This window comes from Streptomyces sp. NPDC104381, assembly GCF_055583745.1.
Window position 1 is genome coordinate 162,783 of record NZ_JBVJNK010000007.1, and the last position, 19,191, is coordinate 181,973.

General features: G+C 70.8%; 18 protein-coding genes. 7 read left to right on the forward strand and 11 right to left on the reverse strand.

Annotation, left to right across the window (positions count from 1 at the left end):
* Positions 1-84 precede the first annotated feature (84 nt).
* Positions 85-1,998, forward strand: a complete 1,914-nt coding sequence (htpG, locus tag ACZ607_RS25055) for a molecular chaperone HtpG (protein ID WP_469738001.1) — start codon at positions 85-87, stop codon at positions 1,996-1,998.
* A 432-nt stretch (positions 1,999-2,430) separates the two neighbouring features.
* Positions 2,431-3,225: an SGNH/GDSL hydrolase family protein gene (locus ACZ607_RS25060; protein WP_469738003.1), complete on the forward strand. Its 795-nt coding sequence runs from the start codon at positions 2,431-2,433 to the stop codon at positions 3,223-3,225.
* A gap of 83 nt (positions 3,226-3,308) precedes the next feature.
* On the opposite strand, the gene ACZ607_RS25065 is transcribed toward ACZ607_RS25060, so the two are convergent.
* Positions 3,309-4,145 (reverse strand): class I SAM-dependent methyltransferase, encoded by an 837-nt coding sequence (locus ACZ607_RS25065; RefSeq protein ID WP_469738004.1) that lies wholly within the window; start codon positions 4,143-4,145, stop codon positions 3,309-3,311.
* Between the two features lie 91 nt (positions 4,146-4,236).
* Here ACZ607_RS25065 and ACZ607_RS25070 point away from each other — a divergent pair, with 91 nt between their 5' ends.
* Both ACZ607_RS25070 and ACZ607_RS25075 read left to right on the forward strand, forming a co-directional pair.
* A complete protein-coding gene (locus ACZ607_RS25070; RefSeq protein WP_469738006.1) occupies positions 4,237-6,096 on the forward strand; it encodes a S9 family peptidase in 1,860 nt (619 codons plus the stop codon).
* Positions 6,097-6,208: 112 nt separating this feature from the next.
* Entirely contained in the window at positions 6,209-6,991 is a 783-nt protein-coding gene (locus ACZ607_RS25075) for an SURF1 family protein (protein WP_469738008.1), read from the forward strand.
* 136 nt (positions 6,992-7,127) lie between these two features.
* Here the strand turns inward: ACZ607_RS25075 and ACZ607_RS25080 are convergent, their stop codons facing one another.
* The 7 genes from ACZ607_RS25080 to ACZ607_RS25110 form a co-directional block, all read right to left on the reverse strand.
* Positions 7,128-8,483 carry a hypothetical protein gene (locus ACZ607_RS25080; protein ID WP_469738010.1) on the reverse strand — a complete coding sequence of 452 codons (1,356 nt, stop codon included), beginning with the start codon at positions 8,481-8,483 and terminating at the stop codon, positions 7,128-7,130.
* Positions 8,480-9,055, reverse strand: coding sequence for a SigE family RNA polymerase sigma factor (locus ACZ607_RS25085; RefSeq protein WP_099173480.1), 576 nt, complete (start codon positions 9,053-9,055; stop codon positions 8,480-8,482). Before ACZ607_RS25085 ends, ACZ607_RS25080 begins: the two co-directional genes overlap by 4 nt.
* A 359-nt stretch (positions 9,056-9,414) precedes the next feature.
* The gene (locus tag ACZ607_RS25090) at positions 9,415-10,479 is read right to left on the reverse strand and encodes an aspartate-semialdehyde dehydrogenase (RefSeq protein WP_469738012.1); all 1,065 of its coding nucleotides are present in this window, start codon (positions 10,477-10,479) and stop codon (positions 9,415-9,417) included.
* Complete coding sequence (locus tag ACZ607_RS25095) at positions 10,476-11,747, reverse strand: aspartate kinase (RefSeq protein WP_469738013.1); 1,272 nt, start codon at positions 11,745-11,747, stop codon at positions 10,476-10,478. Before ACZ607_RS25095 ends, ACZ607_RS25090 begins: the two co-directional genes overlap by 4 nt.
* A 217-nt stretch (positions 11,748-11,964) precedes the next feature.
* Positions 11,965-12,624, reverse strand: coding sequence for a DUF5063 domain-containing protein (locus ACZ607_RS25100; protein WP_124277692.1), 660 nt, complete (start codon positions 12,622-12,624; stop codon positions 11,965-11,967).
* A gap of 83 nt (positions 12,625-12,707) precedes the next feature.
* Positions 12,708-13,307, reverse strand: a complete 600-nt coding sequence (recR, locus tag ACZ607_RS25105; RefSeq protein WP_099173476.1) for a recombination mediator RecR — start codon at positions 13,305-13,307, stop codon at positions 12,708-12,710.
* A 69-nt stretch (positions 13,308-13,376) separates the two neighbouring features.
* Positions 13,377-13,712: a YbaB/EbfC family nucleoid-associated protein gene (locus ACZ607_RS25110; protein ID WP_147984368.1), complete on the reverse strand. Its 336-nt coding sequence runs from the start codon at positions 13,710-13,712 to the stop codon at positions 13,377-13,379.
* Between the two features lie 359 nt (positions 13,713-14,071).
* Here ACZ607_RS25110 and ACZ607_RS25115 point away from each other — a divergent pair, with 359 nt between their 5' ends.
* A complete protein-coding gene (locus ACZ607_RS25115; protein ID WP_469738015.1) occupies positions 14,072-14,857 on the forward strand; it encodes an SLATT domain-containing protein in 786 nt (261 codons plus the stop codon).
* A 54-nt stretch (positions 14,858-14,911) separates the two neighbouring features.
* Here ACZ607_RS25115 and ACZ607_RS25120 read toward each other — a convergent pair whose 3' ends face one another.
* From ACZ607_RS25120 to ACZ607_RS25130, 3 genes are all read right to left on the reverse strand, one after another.
* Positions 14,912-15,562 (reverse strand): hypothetical protein, encoded by a 651-nt coding sequence (locus ACZ607_RS25120; protein WP_469738017.1) that lies wholly within the window; start codon positions 15,560-15,562, stop codon positions 14,912-14,914.
* Positions 15,563-15,663: 101 nt separating this feature from the next.
* Positions 15,664-16,377 carry a GntR family transcriptional regulator gene (locus ACZ607_RS25125; RefSeq protein WP_469738019.1) on the reverse strand — a complete coding sequence of 238 codons (714 nt, stop codon included), beginning with the start codon at positions 16,375-16,377 and terminating at the stop codon, positions 15,664-15,666.
* Positions 16,378-16,447: 70 nt separating this feature from the next.
* Positions 16,448-17,821, reverse strand: a complete 1,374-nt coding sequence (locus tag ACZ607_RS25130) for an aminotransferase class III-fold pyridoxal phosphate-dependent enzyme (RefSeq protein ID WP_469738021.1) — start codon at positions 17,819-17,821, stop codon at positions 16,448-16,450.
* 182 nt (positions 17,822-18,003) lie between these two features.
* On the opposite strand from ACZ607_RS25130, the gene ACZ607_RS25135 reads away from it, so the two are divergent.
* Together ACZ607_RS25135 and ACZ607_RS25140 are read left to right on the forward strand one after the other, a co-directional pair.
* Positions 18,004-18,615, forward strand: a complete 612-nt coding sequence (locus tag ACZ607_RS25135) for a DJ-1/PfpI family protein (protein ID WP_469738023.1) — start codon at positions 18,004-18,006, stop codon at positions 18,613-18,615.
* The gene (locus tag ACZ607_RS25140) at positions 18,612-19,178 is read left to right on the forward strand and encodes a MarR family winged helix-turn-helix transcriptional regulator (RefSeq protein WP_469738025.1); all 567 of its coding nucleotides are present in this window, start codon (positions 18,612-18,614) and stop codon (positions 19,176-19,178) included. Before ACZ607_RS25135 ends, ACZ607_RS25140 begins: the two co-directional genes overlap by 4 nt.
* The last annotated feature ends 13 nt before the right edge of the window (positions 19,179-19,191 follow it).

Here is a 19,191-nt window from a genome sequence, read left to right on the forward strand (position 1 = left end):
CGAACCGGCACATGGCCGGGCCGGTGCCTGGTTACGATATGGAGCGCCTCAGTTGACTTACCCCAGGAAAGGGACCCCGCACCCATGCCGGCCGAGACGTTCGAGTTTCAGGTAGAAGCGCGCCAGCTCCTGCAGATGATGATCCATTCGATTTACTCGAACAAGGATGTATTTCTGCGTGAGCTCATCTCCAATTCATCGGACGCGCTGGACAAGCTGCGACTGGAAACGCTCCGCGACGACACGATCGAGGCGGACCCCTCCGACCTCCATATCGCCATCGACGCCGATCAGGAGAAGCGCACGCTGACCGTGCGTGACAACGGCATCGGAATGTCGCACGACGAGGTCGTGCAGCTGATCGGGACGATCGCGAATTCCGGTACGGCGAAATTCCTCCAGGAACTGAAGGAAGCCAAGGACGCCACCGCGTCCGAGGAACTCATCGGCCAGTTCGGTGTCGGCTTCTATTCGAGTTTCATGGTCGCCGACGAGGTCACCCTGCTGACCCGGCGCGCGGGCGAGGACACGGGCACGCGCTGGCAGTCCAGCGGCGAGGGCACCTACACCGTCGAGTCGGTCGACGACGCGCCCCAGGGCACCTCGGTCACGCTGCGGCTCAAGCCCGAGGACGCCGAGGACAAGCTCTTCGACTACACGTCCCCCTGGAAGATCAGGGAAATCGTCAAGCGCTACTCGGACTTCATCACCTGGCCGATCCGCATGGCGGCGGCGGGGGGCGAGGAGGGCGCCGAACCGGAGACCGAGACGGTCAACTCGATGAAGGCCCTGTGGGCCCGGTCGAAGGACTCCGTGACCGATGAGGAGTACAGCGAGCTGTACAAGCACATCAGTCACGACTGGACCGAACCGCTCGAAACCATCCGCATGCAGGCGGAGGGCACCTTCGAATACCAGGCGCTGCTCTTCCTGCCGTCCCATGCGCCGCAGGACCTGTTCATGCAGGACCACAAGCGCGGAGTCCAACTCTATGTGAAGCGCGTATTCATCATGGACGACTGCGAAGCGCTCATGCCGACGTATCTCCGCTTCGTGAAGGGCGTGGTCGACGCCCAGGATCTTTCGCTCAACGTGTCGCGCGAGATCCTTCAGCAGGACCGGCAGATCGAGATGATGCGACGCCGCCTGGTCAAGAAGGTCCTCTCCACGGTGAAGGACATGAGGTCCGGCGCCCCCGAGAAGTACGCGACGTTCTGGAAGGAATTCGGCCGGGTCCTCAAGGAGGGCCTGTTCCAGGACTTCGAGAACCGGGACGCGATCCTGGAGATCTCCTCGTTCGCCTCGACCCAGGACGAGGAGGGCCTGACCACCCTGCGCTCGTACGTGGAGCGCATGAAGGAGGGCCAGGAGCAGATCTACTACATGACGGGCGAGTCGCGCGCCGCCATGGAGAGCTCGCCGCACATGGAGGCGTTCCGCGCCAAGGGCTTCGAGGTCCTGCTGCTGACCGACCCCGTCGACGAGGTCTGGGTCCAGTCCGTTCCCGAGTTCGACGGCAAGCCGCTCCAGTCCATCTCCAAGGGCGAGGTGGACCTGGACACGGACGAGGAGAAGAAGGAGGTCGAGGCCGAGCGTGAGAAGCAGCAGCAGGACTACGCCGGTCTGCTGGCCTGGATGACCGAGCAGCTCGGTGACACCGTGAAGGAGGTACGTCTCTCCTCGCGGCTCACGGTCTCGCCGGCCTGCATCGTCTCCGACACGCACGATGTCACCCCGGCGCTGGAGAACATGTACCGCGCCATGGGCCAGGAGGTGCCGCAGATCAAGCGCATCCTCGAACTCAACCCCTCGCACGCGCTGATCAGCGGGCTGAAGAAGGCACACGCCGAGCAGAGCGACGAGGAGGGCGCCCGCACCGAACTGGCCGAGACGGCCGAGCTGGTCCACGGGCTGGCGCTCCTCTCGGACGGGGGCGAGCTGAGTGACCCGTCGCGCTTCAGCAGGCTGATGGCGGACCGCCTGGAGCGCACCCTCTAGGCCCGCCCTCGACCCGACCCACCGCGGCCGCCAGGAATCTCCTGGCGGCCGCGTCCGCGTGTGGGGCCGCGGGTCGTTCGCGGGCGGGTTCACGGGTCGTCCGCGGGGCGGGCCGCGGGTCGTTCGTGAGCGGGGCCGGGGTGGTTGTGGAGGCGGGGCGACGGCGGGAAGCGGCTGCCGTTCGAACAGATGGCGCTGCCCTGAAGATGACCCGGAGGAGTCGCGCGAGGTGTCGGAGTGATCCACAACTTCACCCTTTCGAGGGCCTGTTGAAGGTTTATCTACGCGCGGAGCATCGTCTACCGAACGATCCTTCGGGCATATCAGACGACTTTCCCCGCGCCCATTACCGACGAGTACCGGGAGCTGCTACAAACGTGCACGCCCCACGAACTCCCCACTCGTCCCCCACATTTCGAAGGGCTGGCAGCCATGTCAGTACGAACCTTCCGGGCATCCCTCATCACCCTCGCGGTCGCAGCGGTGGCAGCACTCGGCCTCGCGCAACCCGCGTCCGCCGCCGGCGGCAACTACGTCGCCCTCGGCGACTCCTACTCCTCCGGAGTCGGCGCCGGGAGCTACACCTCGGAGAGCGGTGACTGCAAACGCAGCACCAACGCCTACCCGTACCTCTGGAAGAACGCGAACGCCCCGGCGACGTTCGCGTTCGTCGCCTGCTCGGGCGCGACGACGTCGTCCGTGTCCAGCGGCCAGCTGGGCGCGCTGAGCGCGTCGACCACGCTCGTCAGCCTCACGGCCGGCGGCAACGACGTCGGCTTCGCGGACGTCATGCAGACCTGCGTCCTGCAGAGCGAGGCCACCTGCGTCGCCCGGGTGAACACCGCGGTCTCCGAGATGCAGAACACGCTGCCCGGCCGGCTCGACTCCCTCTACTCGGGCATCCGTTCACGGGCGCCGCAGGCCCATGTGGTGGTCCTCGGCTACCCGCGCTTCTACCAGCTGTCGGGCAGTTGCATCGCCGGCCTCACCGAGACGGAGCGCGGGGCCATCAACAACGCCTCGGACGTGCTGAACGGGGTGCTCGCCAAGCGGGCGGCCGACGCGGGGTTCACGTACTCGAGCGTGGTGGACGAATTCACCGGGCACGAACTCTGCTCGGGTGACGCGTGGATCCACAGCGTGTCCATCCCGGTCACCAACTCGTACCACCCGAAGGCCATCGGCCAGTCGAACGGTTACCTCCCGGCCTTCAACTCCGCGGCGTAACGCGCGTAGAGCCTGGAGGGGCCCGCCCGGGCGCAGTTCACGCCGGGCGGGCCCTGCCGGAGGTCCGGCCTGGACGCGGCTCCTCAGCCGCCGGCCGGCCGGGACGCCTTGATCGAGTACATCATCGGGATGCGCGGGCGGTCGGCCGGGAAGCGGTAGGTGCCGTCCGCGTGCCGCACGAGAGCCGGGTAGCGGGCGAAGAGCGAGGCGTCGTGCTCGTGCAGGAACTCGATCCGCAGCCCGGCCGCCGCCAGCGCCGAGACGACCTCGCCCACGGGGTGCTGCCACTCCACGCTGCGGTTGTGGACGGTCGCGGCGTCGAAGTCGGCGTACGTGCCCGGTGTCTCGTCCACCCAGGCATCGCGGCTGAAGTAGTCGTACGTGATCGTCGAACCGGTCTCGTCGTCCAGGCAGTCGGTCAGGGGATGGAACTCCGCCAGGTGGAGGAACCCGCCCGGCGCGACCAGTGAGGCCGCGACCTCCGCCCAGCGGGGCACGTCCGGGAGCCAGTTCAGCGCGCCGGTCCCGGTGTAGACGATGTCGTACGTGGAGTCCGGGACGGCCTCCGCGGCGTCGTACACGTCGGCCGCGACGAAGGTCGCGCGCTCCTGTGAGAGATCCAGCGAGCGGGCCAGGCCGCGGGCGACCTCGACGGCGGGCTCGGAGAAGTCGAGGCCCACGACCTGGGCCGCGCCACGACGGGCCCACGAGAGGGTGTCGAGGCCGATGTGGCACTGGAGGTGCAGCAGGGTCCGGCCGGTCACGTCACCGACCTCGGCGACCTCGAAGCCGCGCAGGGTGTCCCGGCCCGCCAGGAAGGCGTCGAGGTCGTAGTAGTCACTGGCGGCGTGGATCGCGACGCGTTCGTCCCAGCGTGCTCGGTTGGCCTCGCGCCAGTCGTCGGGCGTCGGTGAGTACATGCCGGGAAAGTTACCCACAGGCTGGGGGTGCGTGCGAACAGTTATCCACAGGCCGCCCCGGCTCGGTGGCCACATCGGGTTGGATGGGGTCATGAGCGACGCACAGAACGACCAGTCCGTACAGGAGCGGGAGCAGGAGCCGCCGCAGTGGGAGCAGCGTTTCCGCGCCCCGCGGGTGTCCCTGCCCGACTGGGCGGAGGACGCTCCCGACCGGGCGCTCTTCGTCTCCAACGCCACCGGCACGTACGAGCTGTACGCGTGGGACCGGGCGACCGGGAAGCAGCGCCAGGTCACGGACCGGCCCAACGGGACGACCGACGGCGTGCTGACGCCGGACGGCGAGTCCGTCTGGTGGTTCGCCGACACCGACGGCGACGAGTTCGGCGTGTGGATGCGGCAGCCGTTCGACGGCGGCGCGGACGAGCCGGCCACGCCCGGTCTCGAACCTTCCTACCCGGCCGGGCTGGCGATCGGCCGGGACGGCACCGCTGTGGTCGGCCGCTCGACGGACGAGGAAGGGACGACGGTCCACCTGGTGCGCCCCGGGGACGAGCCGGTCGAGATCTACCGGCACCGGGAGTCCGCCGGGGTCGGTGACCTCTCCCACGACGGGACGCTGATCGCCCTGGAGCACACGGAGCACGGCGACGCCATGCACTCCGCGCTGCGGGTGGTGCGCGCCGACGGTTCGACGGTCGCGGAGCTGGACGACACCGAGGGCGGCACGAAGGAGCTCGGTCTGTCGGTGCTGGGCTTCGCCCCGGTGGCGGGTGACACCCGGCTGCTCGTGGGGCACCAGCGGCGCGGGCGGTGGGAGCCGATGATCTGGGACCCGGTGGCGGGCACCCAGACGGACCTGCCGGTCGACCTGCCCGGTGACGCGGGTGCGGAGTGGTATCCGGACGGGTCCGCGCTGCTGATCGAGCACGGCTTCGAGGCCCGCAGCGAGCTGTGGCGCTACGAGCCGGGGGCGGCGGGCCCGGTAAAGGTCGAGACCCCTCAGGGGACCGTGTCGGGCGCCACGGCACGCCCGGACGGCACGGTGGAGTACCTGTGGTCGTCGGCGGCGCAGCCGCCGGCCGTGCGGTCCACGACCGGCGCCGTCGTCCTCGACCCGCCGGGCGGGAAGGCCCCGGCCTCGGTGCCGGTGCGGGACGCCTGGGTGGAGGGCCCCGGGGGGCGCATCCACGCCCTGGTGCAGACTCCCGCCACCGGTGAAGGCCCGTTCCCCACGGTCTTCGAGATACACGGGGGACCCACCTGGCACGACAGCGACGCCTTCGCCTCGGGGCCCGCCGCCTGGGTCGACCACGGCTTCGCCGTCGTCCGCGTCAACTACCGCGGATCGACGGGATACGGGCGCGCCTGGACGGACGCGCTCAAGCACCGGGTCGGGCTGATCGAGCTTGAGGACGTCGCGGCCGTCCGGGAGTGGGCGGTCACGTCGGGGCTCGCGGACCCGGAGCGGCTGGTGCTGGCCGGCGGCTCGTGGGGCGGCTATCTGACCCTGCTCGGTCTCGGTACGCAGCCGGAGGCCTGGGCCCTCGGGCTGGCGGCGGTCCCGGTCGCCGACTACGTCACCGCCTACCACGACGAGATGGAGGCGCTGAAGGCGATGGACCGCACCCTGCTCGGCGGGACGCCGGAGGAGGTGCCCGGGCGCTTCGAGGCGTCGTCCCCGCTGACCTATGTGGACGCCGTGCGGGCCCCGGTCTACATCTCGGCCGGCGTCAACGACCCCCGCTGCCCGATCCGTCAGGTGGAGAACTACGTGGACCGCCTCGCGGCCCGTGGCGCGGTCCACGAGGTGTACCGCTACGACGCGGGACACGGCTCGCTCGTCGTGGAGGAGCGGATCAAGCAGGTGCGGCTGGAGCTGGACTTCACCCTGCGCCATCTCGGGCGGGGCCGGTCCGGGAGCGAGGGGGCGGAGAAGGGCGGGAAGGAGTAAGGGGCTGAGGCCGGGAGCGGCGGAGGTACGGACGGGGCCCGGCGGCATAAGTTCCGGATAAATGGTGCACCCCGCTCCGGGGGCCCGGAGCGGGAAACCGTACCGTGGAGGGGTGTACCGGTTCCTGCTGACCCCGCGATGGTGGGGGATCAACCTCTTCGTCGTGCTGGCCATCCCGTTCTGCGTGTTCATGGGCACGTGGCAGCTCGGTCGTTTCGAGGACCGTGTGCAGACGCACGAGGAGGCCGAGGAGCGTCCCGACCCCGGTTCCCGCTCGCCGGCGCCGCTCGACGAGCTGCTCCCCGTGAGCACGGAGACGTCCGGCCGCCCGGCCGTGGCGAAGGGGACGTACGCCGATCAGTTCCTGGTCCCCGGCCGCAAGCTGGACGACCGCGACGGCTTCTACGTGCTGGATCTGCTGCGCACGGACAGCGGTAAGGCCCTGCCGGTCGTGCGGGGCTGGCTCGCGGGCAGCCCGGGCGGCACCGAGGTTCCCGCCGCGCCGGCCGGCGAGGTCACCGTGACCGGAGATCTGCAGGCCTCCGAGAACAGCGGCACCAACGGCGTCGACCTGGGCGGCGGGCTCCCCGAGGGGCAGCTGGGCATGATCAGCGCGGCCTCCCTCGTGAACCTCGTCCCGTACGACGTCTACGACGCCTGGGTGACCCTGCCCGAGCCGGAGGCGGGTGGCACGGGCGGCGGCGACATGAAGCCTGTGCCCGCGGCAGCCGCGCAGGGCAGCGGGCTCGACCTGAAGGCCTTCCAGAACCTCGGCTACACCGGCGAGTGGTTCGTCTTCGCGGGCTTCGTGCTCTTCATGTGGTTCCGGCTGGTACGCCGCGAGGCGGAGGCGGCGCGCGACATCCAGCTGGGCCTGGCGGCCGACGCCGACTGAGCCTGGTATCCGCAGACCCCGGCGCCGGCAGACCCGCGACAGCGACGGCAGGGGCCCGCCGGAACCCGGGAGTTCCTGGCGGGCCCCTGCCCGTATGCGCGTACGTCCGGCCCCCGGCCGGGGTGTTCCGGGTCGGCTACGTGGCGTCCAGTACGCCCGTGCGGTAGATGGTGCCGGCGCAGGCGTTGGGGATCTTGGTCTCCGCCGTCGGCGCACCCGCCTCCGGGGTGTGGGTGACCGCGATGCTGCCGTCCGCCGGACCCTCGTCCGCGCTGCCGAACTGTGCTGCGGCGTCGGCGGATCCCACGTCGCTCCCCGTCGTACCCTCGCCGCCGCCCCCGCCGCCGTCCGTGGGCGTCGGGCTGGGCGAACCGCCGGTGGTCGGGCAGGTGTCCGACGGCACCCAGGCGAAGCGCACCTCGTACGTCATCGTCGGCTTCAGGAAGACGGTCCCCGGTTCCAGGGAGGGATCGGGGAGTCCGCCCGCCGGGTCGCCCGCGGTGTGCTGCACCACGGTGATCTTCAGCGGGTCCGCGGCGCCTGCCGCCTGGAAGCTGACCGTGCCGTTGCTGGTCACCGAGCAGGCGTCGCCGGACACATTGGCGATCCGGAAGGTGCCGTACACCGTGCCGTCGGCCCGGGCCGCGCCCGCGTCGGCGGAGGCGACCCCGAGCTGGTCGGGATCGCAGGTCCTGGTGGAGGCCACACCGACGCCCGGCGGATCGTCGAGGCCCGCGGCCCCGCTGCTCTCGGCGCCGGGGTCCGATCCCTCGGAGGGCTTCGTGGAGTTGCCGGTCTCGCCCTCGGCGCCCTCGCTCCGGCGGTCCTCGGGGCCGGCCGTCCTGCCGCCGGCGGCCTCGGCGCCCGCGTCCTCGCCGCTTCCGCCTTGGGCCTGCTCGCCGTGGCCGGCGATCGCGGGGCTGGCGGTGGCCGAGCCGTCCGAGTTCGCCACGTGGACGAACGCGGGGACCGCCGTACCGATCAGCAGGGCCGCGGCGGCCGCACCGACCACGCCCTGCCGCCGCCTGGCGCGCCGGGCGGGTACCGCGCGGTACAGATGGTCGAGGGTGCCCTCGGAGGGCTCCAGGTCCTGGACGGCGCCCTGCAACATGCGGCGCAGCGCGGTCTCGTCCATGCCCTCACCGCCGAAGCCGCCGGAGCCGGAACCGCCCGAGCCCCCGAAGCCACCCGAGCCCGCCGATCCGCCGAAGAGGTCGGTCAGCGTGCCGCCGCCGCCCGTACCGTCGGCCCCGGTGTCATGAGCGCCGGGCTCCGCTTCCGGTTTCGCTTCCAGTTCCGGTTCCGCTTCGGGGTCCGTCCCGGCAGCGGTGGTCCCTGAGGCGGCCTCCGCCCCGTCGACCTCGGCGGTGTCGGTGTGCTGCTTCCGCTCACCGTCCTGCTCCGGGTCGGTGTCGGGGGTGCCCTCCGGCCTGTGGTTCACAATTCCGTTTCCAGTCCGGTCATCGTCGTGCCTGTGCTCGGGCCTGCTCATGCCTGCGCCTCCATGACGACGCGCAGTGCCGCGATGCCCCGGGAGCCGTACGCCTTCACCGAACCGAGCGATATCCCCAGCGTCTCCGCGACCTGGGCCTCCGTCATGTCCGAGAAGTAACGCAGCACCAGCACCTCGCGCTGGCGGCGCTGCAGCCCCTTCATCGCTTTGATCAGCGCGTCCCGCTCCAACTGGTCGTACGCGCCCTCCTCCGCGCTCGCCATGTCGGGCATCGGCTTGGAGAGGAGCTTCAGCCCGAGGATGCGCCGACGCAGGGCGGACCGCGACAGGTTGACCACGGTCTGGCGGAGGTAGGCGAGCGTCTTCTCCGGGTCGCGCACCCGGTTCCGGGCCGAGTGCACCCGGATGAACGCCTCCTGCACCACGTCCTCGCAGGACGCGGTGTCGTCCAGCAGGAGCGCCGCCAGGCCCAGCAGCGAGCGGTAGTGAGCGCGGTAGGTCTCGGTGAGATGGTCGACGGTCGTTCCTGCCGCCACCGTCTCCTCAGCGCCCTCGCGCTGCGAAGGCAGCCTGGTGGACCGAGCCGCCGGCATGGGCGCGATCACCGGCATGCCGCCGGGCGCGCGGGGCCGCCGGAGCGGACGCACCGAAGCGCCTCGCAACGGGCCCACCACTGTGATGTCGAGAACCTCTGCCACGCCAGTTGGACACGCTTCCCCCCGTCAGGGTTGTACGCGTACGGCACCGCTTTCGATGCTGTGCGACATGCCCTCATTCGTACCTGCTCTTCCCCAAATGCCCCGAAAGCGCGTCCAGCCACGCAAGAAGTGACGACATAGACGCGTCGCATCCGTCTAGCGGTTGCGGAGGGCCAGGAGATCATCGTCGGATATGACAACGCCCCAGCTCAAGAGGTTCAGACCAGCAAGTTACCCACAGGGCGCACACAGATCCTACAAAACAGGTTCGATCAGGTACGAGGAAATTCCCCGGCCACCGACTCGGCGATCTGGGCCACATTGAGGGCGGCGCCTTTTCGGAGATTATCGCCGCAGATGAACATGGACACGGCATAAGGGTCGTCCATCGACTGCCGTACCCGGCCCACCCAGGTGGGGTCGGTGCCCACGACATCGGACGGCGTCGGGAAGTCACCGGCCGCCGGGCTGTCGAAGAGCACCACCCCGGGCGCGGTCGCCAGGACCTCGTGCGCCCGGGCCACGGACACCTCGTTCTCGAAGCGGGCGTGCACGGACATCGAGTGCGTCGCGACGACCGGGACGTACACGCAGGTCGCCGTCACCTTCAGGTCCGGCAGGCCCAGGACCTTCCGGCACTCCCCGCGGATCGCCAGTTCCTCGGACGACCAGCCGTCACCGGCGTCCGTCCCGGCCCACGGCACGACGTTCAGCGCCACGGGGGCGGCGAAGGGGCTCTTCTCCCCGTCGCCCAGCGCCCGGCGCACGTCTCCGGGGCGGGTGCCCAGCTCCGTGCCCGCCACCAGGGCGAGCTGCTCGCGGAGCACGGCGACACCGTCCCGGCCCTCGCCGCTCACCGCCTGGTAGGACGAGACGATCAGCTCCCGCAGCCCGAATTCGGCGTGCAGCGCCCCGACCGCGACGATCAGCGACAGTGTCGTGCAGCTCGGGGACGCGAGGATGCCGCGCGGCCTCAGACGCGCGGCATGGGGATTGATCTCGGGGACGACCAGGGGAACCTCGTCGTCCAGCCGGAAGGCCGCCGAGTCGTCCACGACCACGGCGCCCCGGGCGGCCGCCACCGGCCCCCACTGCGCGGACACCTCGTCCGGCACCAGGAACAGGGCGACGTCCACGCCGTCGAACGCGTCCTCGGAGAGCGCGAGGACCTCGGTCTCCTCCCCGCGTACGACCAGCTTGGTGCCGGCCGCACGCGGGGAGGCGATGAGTCTGACCTCGCCCCAGACGTCCTCGTGCTGCGAGAGGATCTGGAGCATGACGCCGCCGATCGCCCCGGTCGCGCCGACGACCGCGAGCGAAGGGCGGCGTCCGGTCATCGGCCGGTGCCCCCGTAGACGACAGCCTCGTCGGAGTCGCTGTCGAGGCCGAAGGCGGTGTGCACGGCGCGCACGGCCTCGTTGACGTCGTCGACACGGGTGACCACCGAGATACGGATCTCGGACGTCGAGATCAGCTCGATGTTCACGCCGACGTTGGACAGGGCCTCGAAGAAGCCCGCGGTCACGCCGGGGTTGGTCTTCATGCCCGCGCCGACGAGGGAGATCTTCGCGATCTGGTCGTCGTAACGCAGGGACTCGAACCCTATGCCGGCGCGGCTGCGCTCCAGGGCGTCGATGGCCTTGCGGCCCTCCGCCTTGGGCAGGGTGAACGTGATGTCCGTCAGCCCGGTCGAGGCCGCGGAGACGTTCTGCACCACCATGTCCATGTTGATCTCGGCGTCCGCGATGGCGCGGAAGATCGCGGCGGCCTCGCCCGGCTTGTCGGGAACACCGACGACCGTGACCTTTGCCTCGGAGACGTCGTGGGCGACTCCGGAGATGATGGCGTGCTCCACCTGCTGGTCCCCTTGCGGCTCGTTGCTGACCCAGGTGCCGCGCAGTCCGGAGAAGGACGAGCGGACGTGGATCGGGATGTTGTAACGGCGTGCGTACTCGACGCACCGGTGCAGCAGCACCTTGGAACCGGACGCCGCCAGCTCCAGCATGTCCTCGAAGGAGATCCAGTCGATCTTCCGGGCCTTCTTCACGACCCGCGGGTCGGCGGTGAAGACACCGTCCACATCCGTATAGATCTCACAGACCTCGGCGTCCAGCGCGGCGGCCAGCGCGACGGCGGTCGTGTCGGACCCACCACGACCGAGGGTCGTGATGTTCTTGCCCTCCTGGCTCACACCCTGGAACCCGGCGACGATGGCGATGTTGCCCTCGTCGATCGAGGTCCTGATGCGGCCGGGCGTGACGTCGATGATGCGCGCTTTGTTGTGGACCGAGTCGGTGATGACACCGGCCTGGCTGCCCGTGAACGACTGGGCCTCGTGGCCCAGGTTTTTGATCGCCATCGCCAGCAGGGCCATGGAGATCCGCTCTCCGGCGGTCAGCAGCATGTCGAACTCACGCCCGGCAGGCATCGGGGATACCTGCTCGGCGAGATCGATCAACTCGTCCGTCGTGTCGCCCATCGCGGACACCACGACAACCACCTGGTTGCCGTTCTTCTTGGCGTCGACGATTCGCTTGGCGACACGCTTGATGCCTTCGGCATCGGCTACGGAGGAGCCTCCGTACTTCTGCACGACAAGGCCCACGTGCGCTCCTCGCTCAATAATGGTGCGGTCGGCTCAGTTTAACGAGCAGTCCGGAATCGACCCGTCGGTACCGAATGGTGAGATGTCCCGCCCACCACCCGGAACGGCATCGTTCCGAACTGCTCGTACGTGGCTGCTGCCCGCTTCACCGAACCGCACGCCTCTTTGTGTCCCAGGACACAACAGGCACAGCGGTCGCACAAGCCGACGCGAGACCCTAGAGCACCGGCCGCAGACCCAGCGGTCCCGCGATCTCCTCGGCCATCACCCGCCCGGCCTCCTCGGCCAGGTCCCCGTCGCCCGGGTCCTGGTCCGTGTCCAGGCCGTCGAGCTCTTGGAGCGGCTGGTTCAGCCGGATGTGGGCGATCAGCGACTGGAGCGCGCGCAGGGCCGCAGAGGCGGTGGAGCCCCAGTTGGAGAAGTACGAGAACTGCCACCACCACATGGCCTCGGCCGTGCGGTCCGCCTCGTAGTGCGCGAGGCCGTGGCCGAGGTCCGTGACCAGGTCGGCCAGGTCGTCGGAGATCCGGTGGGGCACGGGCGCCTTGCGGGGCTCGTACGGGTCGAAGACCTCGGAGTAGACGTCGATGGGCTCCAGGAGCTCCGCGAAGCGCTCACGCAGCCCGTCGGCGTCCGGTTCGGCGCCCAGGTCCGGCTCGTAGCGCTCGTCCGGGAGGATGTCCTCGTACGCGCCCAGTCTGCCGCCGGCCAGCAGGAGCTGGGAGACCTGGAGGAGCAGGACCGGCACGGCCTCCTCGGGCTCCTCCGCCTTGGACACCTCGGTGACCGCGACGATGAACGTCTTGATCTGGTCCGCGATCTGGACGGCGAAATCGTCCGGGTCCTGCGTGACGGAGTTCAGCGTGGCGTCAGACATCGAGGGGACCTCCCGTGGGCACGGTCGCGAACGGTGGGTAGAACATAGCGCCGTCGCACATAAAGCCGCAGTCAGATGCCGGGTCACACATCGAGGAGCCGCCTCCCCTCGAAGGCGCGGCCCAGAGTCACCTCGTCGGCGTACTCCAGGTCGCCGCCCACGGGCAGCCCGCTGGCCAGCCGCGTGACCCGCAGGCCCATCGGCTTGACCATCCGGGCGAGGTACGTCGCCGTGGCCTCGCCCTCCAGGTTGGGGTCGGTCGCCAGGATCAGCTCGGTGATCGAGCCGTCCGCGAGCCGGGCCAGCAGCTCCCTGATGCGCAGATCGTCGGGGCCGACGCCCTCGATCGGGCTGATCGCGCCGCCGAGCACGTGGTAGCGGCCCCGGAACTCACGGGTCCGCTCGATCGCCACGACGTCCTTGGGCTCCTCCACGACGCAGATGACCGAGCGGTCACGGCGCGCGTCCCGGCAGATGCCGCACTGCTCCTGCTGGGCGACGTTGCCGCAGATCTCGCAGAAGCGGACCTTGTCCTTGACCTCGAGGAGGGCATGGGCCAGACGGCGTACGTCGGTGGGCTCGGCCTGCAGGATGTGGAAGGCGATCCGCTGCGCGCTCTTGGGACCGACGCCCGGCAGCCTGCCCAGCTCGTCGATCAGCTCTTGAACCACGCCTTCGTACAACGGAACGCCTTTCCTTTTTCCCGCTCGTGCCGTTCGTACCGTAGCCGGTGCGCCCGGGGAGCCACAGGGTCAGAACGGAAGACCCGGCATGCCGCCCAGGCCCTGGGCCAGGGGGCCCAGCTTCTCCTGCTGGAGCTGCTGCGCGTTCTCGTTGGCCGCCTGGACCGCCGCGACCACGAGGTCGGCGAGGGTCTCGGTGTCCTCCGGGTCCACCGCACCCGGGTCGATCACCAGGGCACGGAGCTCGCCGGACCCGGTGACGGTGGCCTTGACGAGCCCACCGCCCGCCTGTCCCTCGACCTCGGTCCTGGCCAGTTCCTCCTGGGCCGCGGCAAGATCCTGCTGCATCTTCTGGGCCTGCTGGAGCAACTGCTGCATGTTGGGCTGACCACCACCGGGGATCACGGTCACTCCTGGCATTTCGACGACGGATTGTTTCGGTACGCCGAGCCTACGTGTTCGCCGGACGCCGTGCCCCACTCACCGGGACCAACTCTTTCGAGTGAGTTCTGAAAACTGCCTGCCGGGCTCCTATACCTGACCAGAGGCCGTGCCCACCCGGGAATCCCGCGATTTCGACCCCGCGGCCCACCATTCGGCGGTAGGAAGAGCATGCGTATCCGTACCCATACGCAGAGCGAGGGTAACGCAGAGTTACCCGGGTGGGGCCCCGGTCATATGCCGGGAATCGCCCCCTCCGTGACCGAGAGCCGTGCCGATCCGCGTCGATACGCGCCGAACGCAGAGTGCAGAGGAGTCCCCCGGTGAGTCAGCCGGAGATGCAGCCCGAAGGGCCGCCCCGCAAGGAGTCCGGCGCGGGACCAGGTGCAGGCACCGGAATCGATCGCTCCGTTTCACGCTACGGTTCGAGCCCCCGGGACCTGGCCGGCCGCGCCTTCCCCCTCGGCGACTGGGGTGAACCCGCCGAGAGGCTCGACGAGCTCTACCGGTGGGTCGAGGCCGGCGCCCTGGAGACCGCCGAGTGGTATCTGCGCGACCGCGTCCGCAAGCGGCGCACCGCCAGGCTGCTCCGGCTCGGCACGGCGGCCGGGGTGGTGGCGGGCGCGGCCCTCCCGCTGCTCGATCTGACCGGGGAACTGCACGGCTCGGCCGGCTGGGGCTATCTGTCGCTGCTGCTGGGCGCCGCGTGCATGGCGTGCGACCGGTACTTCGGACTGACCTCCGGCTGGATAAGGAACCTCGCGACGGCACAGGCCGTGCAGCGGCGCCTCCAGGTGCTCCAGTTCGACTGGTCATCCGAGTGCGTCCGCGAGGTCCTCGGGCCGACGGAGGGCACGGCCAGCGAGGCCGCGGAGCGGTGCCTGGGGGTGCTGCGCCGGTTCTCCGAGGACATCACCGAGCTCGTCCGGATGGAGACGGCGGACTGGATGGTCGAGTTCCGGGCCGGACCCGCGCCCATGGGGATGCAGTCGCTGGTGACGGGCGGGCCCGGTGGCCGCCCCGAGCCGGGCACCTCGCACGGCCGGCTCACCATGCCGGTGGCCCGGCCGAACATGCCGCGCCAGCGGCCGCCGGAGCCGCCCCGGTGAAGGAGCGGCACGGCGGCCGGGAGCCCGCGCCCCGGCAGCCGCGGACACGGCGGCTCAACTGAAGATGATCATCGATCCCTGGGCGAGGCTGCGGGTCACCGCCGCGTGCAGGCCCAGCCAGACGTGCCGCTCCCGGGCGAACGGGCTCTCGTCGTACGGGGCCGGAGCGGCCGGCTCCTCCAGCGTGGTCGGGCCGGCGGGCGGAAGGGGGGCGGCCGGCGGGTTGGCCGGGTCGATGCCGATGGACGGGGCGACGAACTCCAGCTCCCGCAGCAGGCCGTGGGAGGAGCCCAGCGGGCCGCCGCCCTCCAGGAGTTGGTCGTCGGAGAGCGGATGGGGGAAGTCCACCGGGACGTACGCGCCGGCGTGGTCGTAGTGCCAGACCAGGTGCGACTCCTGCGCGCTCTGCTCGAACATCTCCAGCACCTGCTCGTAGTCCCCGCCCAGTTCGTCGACGGGCGTGACGGCGAGGCCGCTGAGCTGGAGCAGGTAGGCGCGGCGCAGGAAGTGCAGGGCGTCGTAGTCGAAGCCCGCGACGGGGGCGACGTCCCCGGTGAGTCCTGGCATGTAGGCGTAGACCGGCACGGGCGGCAGCCCCGCCTCGGTCAGCGCCTTGTCGTAGACGGCGATCTCTTCGGCGAACGGGTTGTCGGGGCTGTGGCACAGCACATCGACGAGGGGGACCAGCCACAGGTCACAGGCCACGAAGTCTCGCTCTCCAACGGGTTCGTGCGATGGTCGGGACAGCGTAATGCGGCCGGGACCCCGCGCACAGGGTGCGGGGCCCTGCCGACGCGTGAGCACGCTCAGGTGTGACCCGGGTGCGGGGGGTCGCCCTGGGCCAGCCGGTCCGCCCAGTTCAGCCCGTGCGCGTAGCAGTCGTCCAGCACCGCGCGTACGGCGGGGCCGTCGGCCGCCGTGATGGCTTCCACCAGCTCCCGGTGGCCGCTCCACAGCCAGTCGCGCACGTCGCCGTCGCCGCGCAGGTACGGGACGGCGAAGGCCCAGGCCTGCATCCGCAGCCGTTGCAGGAACTCGCTGATGTAGGCGTTGCCGATGACCGCGCCGAGCTCCCGCCAGAACCGCAGGTCGTAGCCGATGAGGATGTCGAGGTCACCGCCGCGCGCCGCCCGTGAGGCCTCCTCGCCCCGGCGGCGTACGGAGACGAGGGCGGCCCGGTGCGCGCCGATCACGGCGGGCGCCGAACCGGTCCCGTCGAAGATCCGCCGGAACACCCCGTCTATGACCAGGGCCCGCGCCTCGACCATCGCCCGGTAGTCCGTGACGGAGTACTCACGGACGCGGAAGCCGCGGTGCTGGTCGGATTCGAGCAGGCCCTGCGCGGAGAGGTCGAAGAGCGCTTCCCGCACGGGCGTCGCGGACACCCCGTACTGCTCGGCGATCTGTTTGACGGTGAACTCCACCCGGGGCCGCAGGCGCCCCGCGAGCACCTCGTCACGCAGTGCGTCGGCGATCTGCTGCCGCAGCGTGCTGCGGGTCACGCCTCCGCTCGCACCCATGACGCCCCCTCCCGTTCTCGGCTTGGGTCACCTTACGACCTGGTGGGGGGCGTCACGCCGGGTGCGCCGTCTACAGCGTGTGCTCGTCGGCGACGGACAGGGCCGCGTCCAGGGCGGCGAGGCCCTCCTTCGCCTCGGCCTCGGTGATGTTGCAGGCGGGGACGACATGGGTGCGGTTCATGTTGATGAAGGGCCACAGGCCGTTCTTCTTGCAGGCCGCGCCGAAGGCGGCCATCGGGGCGTTGGCCTCACCGGTCGCGTTGTACGGGACCAGGGGCTCGCGGGTCTCCCGGTCGCGGACCAGCTCCAGCGCCCAGAACGCGCCGAGCCCGCGCACCTCGCCGACGGACGGGTGCCGCTCGGCGAGCTCACGCAGACCGGGGCCGAGTACGTGCTCGCCGAGGTGTGCCGCGCTCTCGACGACCTTCTCGTCCTCCATCACGCCGATCGTGGCGACGGCGGCGGCGCAGGCCAGCGGGTGACCGGAGTAGGTGAGTCCGCCGGGGTAGGCGCGGGTCTCGAACGTGGCGGCGATCTCGGCGTTGATCGCGACGCCGCCGAGCGGCACATAGCCGGAGTTCACGCCCTTGGCGAAGGTCATCAGGTCGGGCGTGACGTCGAAGTGGTCGGCGGCGAACCACTTCCCGGTGCGCCCGAAGCCGGCCATGACCTCGTCGAGGACGAAGACGATGCCGTACCGGTCGCAGATCTCGCGGACCCCGGCGAGGTAGCCGGGCGGCGGCGTCATGATGCCGGCCGTGCCCGGGATGGTCTCCAGGACGATCGCGGCGATGGTCGAGGGGCCCTCGTACGCGAGGGTGTCCTCCAGGTGCTGGAGGGCGCGGGCGCACTCCTCGGCCTCCGTGCCCGCGTAGAACGGGGAGCGGTAGAGGAACGGCGCCCAGAAGCGGACGACACCCGCCGATCCGGAGTCGGACGCCCAGCGGCGCGGGTCGCCGGTGAGGTTGATCGCGGTGGAGGTGGCGCCGTGGTACGAGCGGTAGGCGGACAGCACCTTCGTACGCCCGGTGTGGACGCGGGCCATGCGGACGGCGTTCTCGACGGCCTCGGCGCCGCCGTTGGTGAAGAAGATCTTGTCCAGGTCGCCGGGGGTGCGCTCGGCGATCAGCCGGGCGGCCTCGGAGCGCGCCTCGACGGCGAAGGCGGGGGCGAACGTGGCGAGCCTGCCCGCCTGTTCCTGGATCGCGGCGACCACGGTGGGGTGCTGGTAGCCGATGTTGGTGAAGACGAGACCGCTGGTGAAGTCCAGATAGCGGTTGCCGTCGTAGTCCCAGAAGTACGCCCCCTCGGCGCCGGCGACGGCGAGCGGGTCGATCAGGCCCTGGGCGGACCAGGAGTGGAACACGTGCGCGCGGTCGGCGGCCTTCACGGCCGCGCCCGCTGCGGGGTCGGCGTACGGGGCGCGAGGGGCATCGGGGCTCATGCGGTGAGCGTATGCGGCGGCGCGGCCGTCCTCCATGGCCACTCTGTACGGCGTGGGCCGCCCGGCTCGGCAGGGTGTCGGGTCTCCGCCCGGCAACGGCGCATCCATTGACAGCATGTTGTCATCATGACAGACTGCTGTCATAAGGATCGGTACACGGGAATCCGCCACCGGAGGTCGTCATGACCGGCACGAGCGTCCACCTGGCCGTCTACGACACGTTCGCCGACTGGGAGCCGGGCTTCGCCACGTCCCAGCTCACCCAGCACGGCCGTACGGTGCGCACCGTCGGCCTCACCATCGCGCCCGTCACCACGATGGGCGGGATCCGCGTCCTGCCCGACCTGCCGCTCGACGCGCTGGACCCCGCCGGGAGCGAGCTGCTGATCCTCACCGGCGCCTCCCTCTGGGACACCGGGGACGCCCTCGCCCCCTTCGCGCGGGCGGCACGGGACTTCCTGGCGGCGGGTGTGCCGGTGGCGGCCATCTGCGGGGCGACCGCGGGGCTGGCCCGCGAGGGACTGCTCGACGACCGCCGCCACACGAGCGCCGTCTCCTTCTACCTCGCCGCCACGGGGTACGCGGGCGGCGCGCACTACGTGGAGGCCGACGCGGTGACGGACCCCGGCGGGGCCTCGCGCGGCGCTCTCGTCACGGCGGGCCCGACCGAGCCGGTCGCCTTCGCCCGCGAGATCTTCGGGCTGCTCGGGGTGTTCGAGCCGAAGAAGCTGGACGCCTGGTACCGGCTCTTCCACGACTCGGACGCGAGCGCCTACGAGGAGTTGAACGGATGAGCGGGACGACCGACGGGCCCGCCGGGACCGGACCGGACCCCGGCAACGACGGGAGCACGGGGAGCGGCGGGAGCGCGGGGGACGACGGGAGGGCGGGGAACCCCACTCTGCTCAGCCGCACCGCGCTCGGGGTGTTCCGGCTCAACGGCCGGTTCCTGGCCGTCGCCGAGGAGCTGGCCGGCCCGGCCGGGCTCACGGCGGCCCGGTGGCAGGTCCTCGGCGCGGTCCTGACCGAGCCGCTGCCCGTGTCGGGGATCGCCCGCGCGATGGGGATCACCCGGCAGAGCGTGCAGCGGATCGCGGATGTCCTGGTCGACCGGGGCCTCGCCGAGTACGTCGCGAATCCGGCCCACCGGCGCGCGAAGCTGCTCCGCCCCACCGCGGAGGGCCGGGCCGCCGTCAGGCGGATCGTCCCCGCCCACGCGGAGTTCGCGGCGCGGCTGGCCGGGGAGCTGGGCGAGGAGGAGTTCGCGCGGACCGTCGAGGTGCTGGAGCGGCTCTCGGCCGTCATGGACACATTGACGTCCCCGGCGGAGCCGCCGCGGGGGCCCTCAGGGGGCTGAGGAACACCCGCGA

Bases quoted from the DNA above. Each gene is read 5' to 3' on its own strand.
- htpG (WP_469738001.1), top strand. From the start codon at position 85: ATGCCGGCCGAGACGTTCGAGTTTCAGGTAGAAGCGCGCCAGCTCCTG.
- ACZ607_RS25060 (WP_469738003.1), top strand. From the start codon at position 2,431: ATGTCAGTACGAACCTTCCGGGCATCCCTCATCACCCTCGCGGTCGCA.
- ACZ607_RS25065 (WP_469738004.1), bottom strand. From the start codon at position 4,145: ATGTACTCACCGACGCCCGACGACTGGCGCGAGGCCAACCGAGCACGC.
- ACZ607_RS25070 (WP_469738006.1), top strand. From the start codon at position 4,237: ATGAGCGACGCACAGAACGACCAGTCCGTACAGGAGCGGGAGCAGGAG.
- ACZ607_RS25080 (WP_469738010.1), bottom strand. From the start codon at position 8,483: ATGAGCAGGCCCGAGCACAGGCACGACGATGACCGGACTGGAAACGGA.
- ACZ607_RS25085 (WP_099173480.1), bottom strand. From the start codon at position 9,055: ATGCCGGTGATCGCGCCCATGCCGGCGGCTCGGTCCACCAGGCTGCCT.
- ACZ607_RS25090 (WP_469738012.1), bottom strand. From the start codon at position 10,479: ATGACCGGACGCCGCCCTTCGCTCGCGGTCGTCGGCGCGACCGGGGCG.
- ACZ607_RS25100 (WP_124277692.1), bottom strand. From the start codon at position 12,624: ATGTCTGACGCCACGCTGAACTCCGTCACGCAGGACCCGGACGATTTC.
- ACZ607_RS25125 (WP_469738019.1), bottom strand. From the start codon at position 16,377: ATGGGTGCGAGCGGAGGCGTGACCCGCAGCACGCTGCGGCAGCAGATC.
- ACZ607_RS25130 (WP_469738021.1), bottom strand. From the start codon at position 17,821: ATGAGCCCCGATGCCCCTCGCGCCCCGTACGCCGACCCCGCAGCGGGC.
- ACZ607_RS25135 (WP_469738023.1), top strand. From the start codon at position 18,004: ATGACCGGCACGAGCGTCCACCTGGCCGTCTACGACACGTTCGCCGAC.
- ACZ607_RS25140 (WP_469738025.1), top strand. From the start codon at position 18,612: ATGAGCGGGACGACCGACGGGCCCGCCGGGACCGGACCGGACCCCGGC.